Origin of the sequence: Intrasporangium sp., from assembly GCF_039812505.1 — a bacterium.
GTDB lineage: Bacteria > Actinomycetota > Actinomycetes > Actinomycetales > Dermatophilaceae > Intrasporangium_A.
On record NZ_JBDIAQ010000135.1, the window covers coordinates 1 to 9711 of the forward strand.

10 protein-coding genes are annotated in these 9711 nt (G+C 74.1%); 4 read left to right on the plus strand and 6 right to left on the minus strand.

The window, feature by feature from the left end; genetic code table 11:
- The first annotated feature begins 313 nt into the window (after nucleotides 1-313).
- Nucleotides 314-1282 carry a DMT family transporter gene (locus WMI84_RS14520; RefSeq protein ID WP_347354371.1) on the plus strand — a complete coding sequence of 323 codons (969 nt, stop codon included), beginning with the start codon at nucleotides 314-316 and terminating at the stop codon, nucleotides 1280-1282.
- A 103-nt stretch (nucleotides 1283-1385) separates the two neighbouring features.
- On the opposite strand, the gene WMI84_RS14525 is transcribed toward WMI84_RS14520, so the two are convergent.
- Genes WMI84_RS14525 through WMI84_RS14535 form a run of 3 tightly spaced genes read right to left on the minus strand, consistent with a single transcriptional unit; the run spans nucleotide 1386 to nucleotide 4207 of the window.
- The gene (locus WMI84_RS14525; protein WP_347354373.1) at nucleotides 1386-2573 is read right to left on the minus strand and encodes a Gfo/Idh/MocA family oxidoreductase; all 1188 of its coding nucleotides are present in this window, start codon (nucleotides 2571-2573) and stop codon (nucleotides 1386-1388) included.
- 24 nt (nucleotides 2574-2597) lie between these two features.
- Nucleotides 2598-3293, minus strand: a complete 696-nt coding sequence (locus tag WMI84_RS14530) for an FUSC family protein (protein ID WP_347354375.1) — start codon at nucleotides 3291-3293, stop codon at nucleotides 2598-2600.
- Nucleotides 3218-4207 carry a hypothetical protein gene (locus WMI84_RS14535; RefSeq protein ID WP_347354377.1) on the minus strand — a complete coding sequence of 330 codons (990 nt, stop codon included), beginning with the start codon at nucleotides 4205-4207 and terminating at the stop codon, nucleotides 3218-3220. Before WMI84_RS14535 ends, WMI84_RS14530 begins: the two co-directional genes overlap by 76 nt.
- Before the next feature lie 94 nt (nucleotides 4208-4301).
- Between WMI84_RS14535 and WMI84_RS14540 the strand changes: the two genes are divergently transcribed.
- On the plus strand, nucleotides 4302-4916 hold the full coding sequence (locus tag WMI84_RS14540) for a class I SAM-dependent methyltransferase (RefSeq protein ID WP_347354379.1): 615 nt from the start codon (nucleotides 4302-4304) through the stop codon (nucleotides 4914-4916).
- Nucleotides 4917-4992: 76 nt separating this feature from the next.
- Here WMI84_RS14540 and WMI84_RS14545 read toward each other — a convergent pair whose 3' ends face one another.
- The 3 genes from WMI84_RS14545 to WMI84_RS14555 are packed head-to-tail and all read right to left on the minus strand — an operon-like array spanning nucleotide 4993 to nucleotide 6851.
- Entirely contained in the window at nucleotides 4993-5724 is a 732-nt protein-coding gene (locus tag WMI84_RS14545) for a CPBP family intramembrane glutamic endopeptidase (RefSeq protein WP_347354381.1), read from the minus strand.
- A 12-nt stretch (nucleotides 5725-5736) separates the two neighbouring features.
- Nucleotides 5737-6336, minus strand: a complete 600-nt coding sequence (locus WMI84_RS14550; RefSeq protein WP_347354383.1) for a nitroreductase family deazaflavin-dependent oxidoreductase — start codon at nucleotides 6334-6336, stop codon at nucleotides 5737-5739.
- Nucleotides 6333-6851 carry a DinB family protein gene (locus tag WMI84_RS14555; RefSeq protein ID WP_347354385.1) on the minus strand — a complete coding sequence of 173 codons (519 nt, stop codon included), beginning with the start codon at nucleotides 6849-6851 and terminating at the stop codon, nucleotides 6333-6335. Before WMI84_RS14555 ends, WMI84_RS14550 begins: the two co-directional genes overlap by 4 nt.
- Nucleotides 6852-7046: 195 nt before the next feature.
- On the opposite strand from WMI84_RS14555, the gene WMI84_RS14560 reads away from it, so the two are divergent.
- Together WMI84_RS14560 and WMI84_RS14565 are read left to right on the plus strand one after the other, a co-directional pair.
- On the plus strand, nucleotides 7047-9188 hold the full coding sequence (locus WMI84_RS14560; RefSeq protein ID WP_347354387.1) for a hypothetical protein: 2142 nt from the start codon (nucleotides 7047-7049) through the stop codon (nucleotides 9186-9188).
- Nucleotides 9185-9711: hypothetical protein (locus tag WMI84_RS14565; protein WP_347354389.1), on the plus strand; the 527-nt coding region annotated here is incomplete at its 3' end. The genes WMI84_RS14560 and WMI84_RS14565, both read left to right, overlap by 4 nt.

Below are 9711 nucleotides of genomic sequence, written 5' to 3' on the forward strand. Positions count from 1 at the left end.
TGGACCGGCCGGCGTTCGGGCCCCGGAGTGTGCGGGGTGCTGTCTCCGTCACCGTCATGGGATCGGAATCTATAAGGCGCCGTTATGTGATCCATAACGATGTCCAGAATGTGGGCGACGGCCCGTAGGTAGCGTGGGGGCGCGACCACGACAACTGCAACCGGTGTGGGTTCTCGTGGCGAACCCGGGGGCGCGACCACGACAACTGCAACCGGTGTGGGTTCTTATGACGCACCTCCCGCGGCACGGAGCGCGGCCGGCGATCCCCCCGCCCGCCTGTCGGGCGCGCCCGTCGGAGCACCAAGATGGTCGGGTGCGACGAGACACTCCAATCCCGTGGCAGGCCAAGTACCTTGCCCTCGCGTTCATCTGGGGCTCCAGCTTCCTGCTGATGAAGCTCGGGCTGCACGCCCTCGCCCCGGTGCAGATCGCCGCCCTGCGGATCTTCGCCGGCACCGCCGTGCTGCTCCTGCTGCTGCGGGTGACGCACAGCAGGCTGCCGCGGGGCAGGCGCACCTGGGGACACCTGCTCGTCTCGAGTGTCTTCCTCACCGCGGTGCCCTTCACCGGCTTCGCGCTCGGCGAGACCCGGGTCAGCTCGGCCCTGGCCGGCATCGGCAACGCGACCACCCCGCTCGCCGCGGTCCTGTTCGGCTGGGCCCTGCTGCCGAGCGACCGGCTCACCCGGCCCAAGCTGGTGGCGGTCGTCGTCGGGTTCCTCGGTGTCGTCACGATCATGCAGCCGTGGCAGGCGGCGGGCCGACCGGACCTGGTCGGCTTCGCGATCGTGGTCGCCGCGGGGATGTCCTACGGCCTGGGCTGGACCTACCTGCGCCGGATGCTCGCCCACGTCGACCTCGGGGGCCTGTCGCAGCCCACCGCGATGCTCGTCTGCGGCAGCGTCCTGATGATCCCGGTCACGCTGGTCTGGTGGGCGCTCGCCCGACCCGGCCCCGCGCCGTGGAGCCTCACCACGCAGGCCGGCCCAGCGGCATACGGGGCGATCCTCGCGGTGCTTGCGCTCGGGATCGTGGGCACCGGCCTGGCCTACATGCTCCAGTTCGACGTGGTGCGCGGCGCCGGGGTGACGATCGGCTCGACGGTGACCTACCTGATCCCCATCGTCTCGATCGTGCTGGGCGTCTTCGTGCTCGGTGAGCACCTCGCCTGGCCGCAGCTGGCCGGCTTCGGCATCGTGCTCGCGGCGGCGGTGGTGATCGGGCTGCCGGAGCGGACCCGGCGCACGGCGCCCCACCCCTCGTCGACAGTGCGCCATTCCTGATCGACAGTGCGCTCTCGACCCGGAAAGCTGCACTCTCGACCCGGGGAGGGGGGACGGGGGGACAGGGGGACAGGTCAGACAGGTCAGACGTCAGACCTCGCGGTCAGACGGGCGCCTGGCTGCGCTCGAACCAGGCGAGCACGTCGGGATCCAGCGGGGGCACCACCACCGCGCTGCCGCCGGAACGCAGGGACACGGTCGCCGCGACCCCGGCCGCGACGGACATCCGGGCCGCGACCGGTGAGGTCATCGTGGGCCCGCCGTCGCGCGCGAAGCGGACGAACTCCGCGATCAGCAGTGGGTCTGCGCCGCCGTGCCCGGCGTCGTCGGCCGCGGGGATGGTGATCACCTCGTCGGCGTCCTCACGGTAGGCGTCGGTCCGGGTGGTCCAGACCTTCACCTTGCTGCCCGGGCCGTCCCCGAAGTTCTCGACGCGACCCCTCGTGCCGATCACGGTGTAGTTGCGCCAGTAGTCCGGGGTGAAGTGGCACTGCTGGTAGGAGGCCAGCACGCCGCCCTCGATCAGGAGGTTGGCCATCGAGATGTCCTCGACGTCGACGATCGGGTGCAGCTCGCGCTGGGCGGTCGGTGGCCAGTTGTCGAGGGAGTACCAGTCCCACATCCGGCGGTCGGAGTTGTCGCGCCGGTCGGTGATGTCGCCGTAGATGCTGAGCGAGCCGATCGCGCTGACGCGCTCGGTGTAGCCGCCGGCGAGCCAGTGGATGATGTCGATGTCGTGGGCGCCCTTCTGCAGCAGCAGCCCCGTCGTGTTGCGCCGGTCGGCGTGCCAGTCCTTGAAGTAGTAGTCACCGCCCGCCGAGACGAAGTGGCGGCACCAGATCGCCCGGACCTGCCCGATGGTCCCCCGCTGGATGACCTCGCGCATGGCCGTGATCACCGGCATGTGACGCATGTTGTGGCCGACGTACAGCCGGGTGCCGGTGCGGTAGGCCGCCGCGAGGATCCGGTCGGCGCCCTCGATCGTGGTCGCGACCGGCTTCTCGAGGAAGGTCGGCAGGCCCGCCTCGAGCGTGCGCACCGCGTGCTCGGTGTGCAGGTGGTCGGGGGTGAGCACCAGCACGGCGTCGATCTCGTCCCGGTGGCTGCCCAGCAGGTCGTCCAGCCGGCCGGTCACGGCGACGCCGGGGACCCGCTCGAGCGCGTCGCGGCGGCCGCGTTCGTCGTCGTCGCAGACGAAGGTCACCACCGATCCCTCGCCGGGCCGGTGGGCCCACCTGGCGAGGCTGGACCGCAGCCCGAAGCCGATGATTCCGAGACGCAGGTCGGTCATGGTGGGTCCCCTCCGGCAGCGCGGTCACGCACGTCGTGGCTGGGACCAGCATGCCGCAAGCAGGCGGTAGCCGGAATCCTGGCCGGCCAGGTGACGCTGCCAGTGCACGCCGGCGTCGTCCGGGGCGTTGCGGTAGGCGGTGTCCGCGATCCGGACCGCCTCGATGAGCTCGAACTGCAGGTCGCGCCGGGCCGCCAGCGCCGGGTCCGAGGTCGGGCCGGTCGCCGTCACGACCCGCTCCAGCCGGGCCGTCACGGCCTCGACCCGGTCGAGCTGGCCCGGCAGGGCGCGCCGCAGCAGGCTCTGCCCGACCGTCCACAGCACGACGACCGCGACGGCGACCCCGATGACCGTGTCGAGCAGGCGGTCCCGCATGACCTCGGCGGGGTCCTGCCCGGGCACGCTCGTCACGAGCAGGACGAGCGTCGTGATCATCACGACGGCGAGGGCGTAGTTGCGCACCAGGACCAGCTCGATGAGGAACTGCAGGAGGGCGAGCAGGACGATCAGGACGTAGTCGTGGGGGTGAGCGGCATACACGAGCGTGAACAGGACGAGACCGGCGACAGTGCCGACGAGGCGGTGCAGTGCCTTGTACGTGCCGACGAGACGGTCCACGCCGCTGTGCAGGATGAGGATGGCGCTCATGATCGCCCAGTCGGGGCGCCCCGTGCCGAGCAGGTATGCCGCTGTCCCCGCCACCGCGCACGCGACCAGCACGCGCGTGGCGAGGATCGTCGGGAGCGTGCCGGTGTGCAGGGCGCGTCGCAGCAGGTAGCCGCGCCGCGGCGCCCCGAGCGGGATGTCCTCGGCCTGGCGACGGTCGCGGTGGGCGCGATCCAGTACCGGGGCGGGCTCTCCTGACAGGGTGGCCGCGAAGCGCGCGTGCATCGCGTGCAGGGCCTGGCTCGTGTCGCTGTCGCGCAGCCCCGCCTCGTCGATGGCGATCCAGGCGGCCTGCAGGGCGACGGCGGCATCGGTGCGGTCCGGCTCGTGGCCCGGCCCGCGTCCAGTGCGGTCAGGTGCCGGGTCAGGGCGGCGTCGGCCGCGTGCAGCCGTTTCGCGACCGGGCGGTGCGGGGTGCGCAGACCGGGCAGCAGCGAGAGGGTCATCCCGGTCAGCGCGCCGAGCAGGGTCAGGCCCGCCAGCTCGCCGACCGAGATCCCGCGGGAGGACAGCAGCGAGGCCATCGAGGCGACCAGCGCGAAGAAGAACCCGCCCGGCGGACCGACCTGCAGGGCGCTGGCGAGGAAGGTCGCCAGGGCCGCGAGGAGCGTGATCCCCGCGATCACGACCAGGCCCCCCGCGGCCACGGTGCCGGGCTCGGCGCCCAGGCCGGCGGCGAGACGCTCGGTCACGGCACCGAAGACGACGCCCCCGAGGAACAGCGACGTGACGACCGTGAGCAGCCAGGCCCGGTGCCGGTACGGACGGTCGATCCCGTACATGGCGGCGAACGCCCCGAGCGAGACGAGCAGGGCGTGGCTCGGGTTGCCGACGAAGGTCGCGATGGTCGCGGCGACACCCAGCGAGAGGCCGCTGACGAGCGCCACCCGCATGCGCGACGGCGAGGACGCGCCCAGCAGCAGGCGCTTGTGGTCGAACGGTGCGGGGGTGTCGCGGGGCGCGGGCACGGTCCATTCTGGCAAGTACCGGGCGCGGCCCGTCGAGTGGGCGCTTCCGCCCGGCGCGCCGGGCGGTCCCGTTCGCGGGTGGATGATGTGCCGTATGAAGGCACAGGACTGGGACGACCGGTATGCCGCCGTCGACCTCGTGTGGTCGGCCGGCCCGAACCGGTGGGTCGAGCAGGTCGCCGGGAGCCTGCCGCCGGGCCGCGCGCTCGACGTGGCCGCCGGGGAGGGCCGCAACGCGATCTGGCTGGCCGGGCGAGGGTGGTCGGTTGTCGCGGTCGACTTCTCCGAGGTGGCGGTCGAGCGGTCCCGACGCCTCGCGCAGCAACAGCTCGGTGCCGCGGCAGACCGCTTCACCGCCCTGGTCGGCGACGCCCTCGCGCCGGCCCCGGAGGGCGGCCCCTACGACCTCGTGCTGTTCTCCTACCTGCAGCTGCCCGCGGACGAGCGGCGCAGGGCGTGGTCGCGTGGGATCGCGGCAGCCGCGCCCGACGGACGGGTCGTGGTCGTCGGCCATGCCGCCCGCAACCGGGGCGAAGGGTGGGGCGGGCCGCAGGACCCGGCGGTGCTCTACGACCCCGACGACGTGGTCGCGGAGGTTGCGGGCCAACCGGTCGAGGTGGAGTCGGCCGAGCTGGTGGTCCGTCCGGTCGAGACCGACGGCGAGGTGCACGAGGCGCTGGACACGTTGGTGGTGCTGCGCCGGGCGTGAGGCTCGTCCGGCGACCGGGTGCCCGCTCGACGGGTTGCGGGGGCGACCGGCGACGCGGGCGCGGCGCGAGTCGGCCTCAGCGCACGATGTGCCAGGCGAGCAGGCCGAACAGGACCCCGAGCCCGTTGGTCGCCCAGTGCATGCCGACGCTGGCCAGCAGGCTGCCGGACCGGCGCCGCAGCCAGGCCGCCACCAGGCCGCCGGCGGTGGTGAACAGCACCGTCCCGGCGACGACCGCGAGGTTCGCGAACGGCCCGAGCCGGATCGCCGCCATCGCGATGGCCTGGTTGGCCCCGGCGGAGGCCATCGCCGGCAGCACGTGCCACATCCCGAACAGCAGCGACGAGGCGAGCGCCACGTACCAGATCTTCACGTGGCGGGACAGGAAGCCCCACAGCACCGACCGGAACGCGATCTCCTCGAACAGGACCGTCCCGACCGGGATCATCACGAGCGCGCTCAGCAGCGCACCGGCCGGGGCGAGGTGGTAGCGCACGTCGAGGAAGGCCGTGCGGGTCGTCGGCAGCAGCACGCCGGCCAGGTAGACCAGCCCGACGAGGGCGATGACCCCGCCACCCCAACGCAGGCCCGGCCGCCACTGGTGTCGGCCGAGGCCGAGCTGGGCCCAGCTCAACCCGGACCACCGGGCGAAGGCGAGCAGCGCGGCCGCGCCGAGCGGGCCGAGCCAGATCGTGTCCCAGTGCAGCAGGTGGTTCGCGAGGTTGATACCGACAAGGGCCGCGACGACGGCCACCGTGGCGACCGGGGTCGGCGCGTGGTGGGGTCGGGTTAGGGTCGCCTGAGTCATTGGGCCCCATTATCACATGTTCCGGGCCGCCCCGTCGGGGGTGTCCACGAACGCCGGCCGGAAGGCCACCACCGGCAGCTGCTCCACGAGGCGGCGCCGGGCCGTCGGCGACCCGTCGTAGTCCCAGCCGACGAGCCCGCTCAGCACCCGACGCAGCACCGGCCGGACCAGCCGGTTGCGCCGCTCGTAGTCCGCCAGCACCCGCTCGGCCTCCTCGACCGGGACGACCCGGTATGCCGCCGCCCGCGGTCCGACCCCGAAGCTGACCTGCACCCGGCCACCGGCCTGCACGTTGCGCAGCCAGTCGGCCCGGGGCCCGAAGCCGGAGAGCACCGTAGCCTCACCGGTGCCCGGGTCGTACCGGACGACCTCGAGCACCGTGTGGAAGGTCCGGCCACTGCGGCGCCCGACATGGGTCAGCTGGAGGAACCGGTGCCCCAGCAGCCGGCCCCAGCCGCGCTCGTAGAGCCGGTTCGGCAGCCGCAACGCCTGCTTGAGCCAGCCCGGGAGGGACTGCCCGGTCGGCGACCCGGCCCCGGCCGAGCCAGGCCCGGCCGAGCCAGGCCCGGCCGACCCGGCCCGCGTCCACCCGGGCTCGCCCGGGCCGGTCACGAGGCCTTCCCCCGGCGGCGGAGCAGCAGGCCCCGCAGGTACTCGGCCTGCCCCAGGTGCTTCTCGCTGTCCTCGAGGATCGAGACGGCCCGGACCGCCACGATGACCGGCGGGTCCCAGCCCGGGTCGATGACCCGGCCCCAGTCCTCGTCGGTCATCGCGTCGAGCCAGCGCATCGTCAGGTCGTGGGTCGCGTCGTGGTAGCCGACGAGCAGCCGGCCGTCCCCGACCGAGAACCGGCCCACCTCGTCGGGCGACATGCCGTAGCCGCTCGCCCGCGCCGGGTAGGCCAGCCCCACGCGCTCACTCCACTGCGCCCGCCACGGCGAGGGCAGCCCCGACAGGTGCGCGACCTGGGCGTCCTGCTGGCGGGTCAGGTGCCAGACCAGCCAGCCGAGCGGGTTCGCCTCCGGGTCGACCCGCCAGCAGAGCTCGTCGGCGCCCAGCCCGTCGACCACGGCCGCCACCCCCTCGCGGACCCGGTCGAACCCGTCCCGGAGCAGTGCGACACCCACGGAGTCCGCATCCACAGCGTCGTCACCCACAGCGTCGCCACCCACAGCGTCATGGTCGGTCATCCCCCCAGCGTGCCACCCGGCGGGCCGGTGCACCTGCCGGTGGTGAGCGGCATACGACCTGAGGGCTGCCCCGACCACCCGGCCGACAGGGGGCATCCGGCCTATCGTGAAGATGCCGCCAACGATCCGGAGGTGCGCGTGGACCTGTCCAGCATCGAGCGCCGCGCCGTGCGGATCCTGTTCGGCCTCTACCTGGCCGGGCTGCTGGCCTGGCTGCTGCTGGGCCTGGTGCCGATGCCGATGGCCGGGCCCGACCTGGCCCAAGCGGCGCCGGACCGTACCACCGCCCTCGAGACCGGGGTCCAGTACCTGTTCAGCGTCCTCAACCTGGCCCTCGGCGTCCTGCTGTTCGTCCGGCGACCGGACCGGCTCGTGCCCCGGCTGCTCGCGTTCGCGCTGCTGGGCACCGCCGCGACGTTCAACCTGCCGAGCCACCGCGTGTTCCACCTGATCGGCTCACCCTGGCCGGTCGCGGTCCTGCACTTCACCTTCCACATCGTCTCCGGGGTGGCGTACGTGTGGGCGGTGCTGCTGTTCCCCGACGGGCGGCTCCCGCGCCGGGTGCGGCTGCCCGCACCGGCCCTGCGCGTCGTCGTGGTCGTCACCACTGCTGCGGTGGCCGTGATCAGCTGGCACGGCAGCTTCCTGGACCACCCCCGGTTCTTCGTGGCGTTCTTCGGGATCGCCGTGTCGCTGGTCGGCGGGACCGCCCAGGTGCTGCGGATCCTCGACCCGGCCACCGGCGAGCGCGACCGGGCCACCGCCCGGCTGCTCTGTGCCGGCCTCCTGCCCGCGCTGGCGCTCGCCCTGGTGTGGCTCGGCGCCTGGGCGGTCGGCGAGCCGACCGGCACAGGGGGGCAGGCGGCCGCCGTGCAGGAGGCCATCGAGGGGCTGTTCCCGGCAGTGTTCGCGATCGTGCCAGTGGTGCTCTTCGCCGGGGTGGTGCGCTACCGGCTCTGGGACATCGACCGGCTGCTGAGCCGCATCCTGGTCTACGGGCTGCTGGCCCTGCTGCTCGGGGCGGCCTACGTGCTCGCCGTCGCCACCGGTGCGCACCTGGCCGGCGGCGGGCTGTGGGTGACGGCCCTGACGCTGGCGCTGGCGGCGGCGCTCGTCGAGCCCCTGCGGGTGGCCGGCCGCCGGTGGGCCAACCGGGTGGTGTTCGGGCAGGTGCTCAGCCCGACGGAGGCGGTGCGCGCCCTGGCCGGCTCGCTGGAGCACCTGAGTCCCGCGCGGGAGCTCGAGCACATCGTGGCGGTGCTCGTGGCCGCGACCCGGGCCGTGTCCGCCGGCCTGTGGCTCGTGCAGGACGACCGTATGGTGCTCGCTGCGTCGGCACCCGAGCGCGTCGGCCCCCACGAGGTGCAAGTGACCGGCGAGGACCGCTCCGCGGCCGCCCGCACGGCGGCGGTCCAGGCCCAGCAGGGCTGGCCGATCCGACACCACGGCGAGCTGCTCGGGCTGTTGACCGTGCGGCTGCCCCCGGGCGAACGCCTCTCGTCCGCCGACGAGGGCGTGGGCTCGGACATCGCCGCCCACGCCGGCCTCCTGGTGCACAACGCGACGCTGACGATGACGCTGGCCCGCCAGGTCGACGCGTTGGCAGCGCGGGCCGCCGAGCTGGCGCTCTCACGCCGGCGTCTGGTGGCGGCCCAGGACGCCGAGCGGCGGGTCCTGGAGCGCGCCCTGCACGACGGCGCCCAGCAGGCCCTCGTCGCCGCCATCATCGCGGCCCGGACCGGACACGAGGCAGGCGTGAGCACGCCGCAGGGACGTGCCGAGCTGCGTCGGCTGCTACAGATCGCAGCCCGCGACGTCGCCGAGCTCAGCGGCGACGGCCGGCCTGCCGTGCTGCGCCGGCTGGGCTTGTCCGGGGGCCTGCTCGAGGCCGCCCGGCTGGCCCGGGGCAGCGGCCTGACGGTCGAGGTGACCGTCGACGCGGGGCTCGGGGCCGGCCCCGATGCGCTGCCGACCGACCTGGAGACGGCGGTCTACTTCGCCTGCCTCGAGGGCCTGCAGAACGCCGCCAAGCATGCCGCGGCCCGGGTCGTGACCGTCCGGGTGCAGTTCCTGGCCGGCGAGGTCACCTTCTCGGTGGCCGATGACGGGACCGGCCCGGCGCCCTCCGCCCGGGGCAATGTCGGGGGCGTGGCGGACCTCGCCCGCCGGTTCGCCGCGCTCGGCGGATGGGTCAGGATGTCCTCCCGCGCGGAGGGCGGGACCGAGCTGCTCGGTGCCGCGCCGCTCCCACGTCCAGCGGCGGTGGCGCAATGACCGCCGTCACGAGGGGTCGAGGTGGGCTGCGGCTGGCCGCCGCGCGGGCGGTGGCTCGGTTCGTGCTCGCGGCGGCGGTCTACGGTGGCGCGGCGTGGGGCTACCGCGCGGTCTCGGGTCGCACCGGGCAGCCGCCGTTCGCCGGGGTGGTCGGCGTCACCGTGGTGGTGGCCGTGCTGCTGTGGCTGCTGTGCGACCCGATCGACCGGCTGGTGGCGCGGCTGCTGCTCGGTGACCGGGCCGACGGCTACGAGGTGATGCGGGTGCTGACCCGCCAGCTCGCGGCGACGCTGCCGGTCGACGAGGTGGCGCCCCGGGTGGCCGAGGCCGCCTCCCGGACCACCGGGCAGGCGCGGGCCGAGGTCCGGCTCTGGCTGGCCGACGGGGAGCGTTGGTCGAGGTCCTGGCCGCCGGCCGAAATGCCGGCCGAGCCCGGCGCGACGGTGGGGACCGGCGCGACGGTCGGGACCGGCACGACGGTGCCGGTGCGGCATACCGGCACCGACGTCGGCGAGATAGCGGT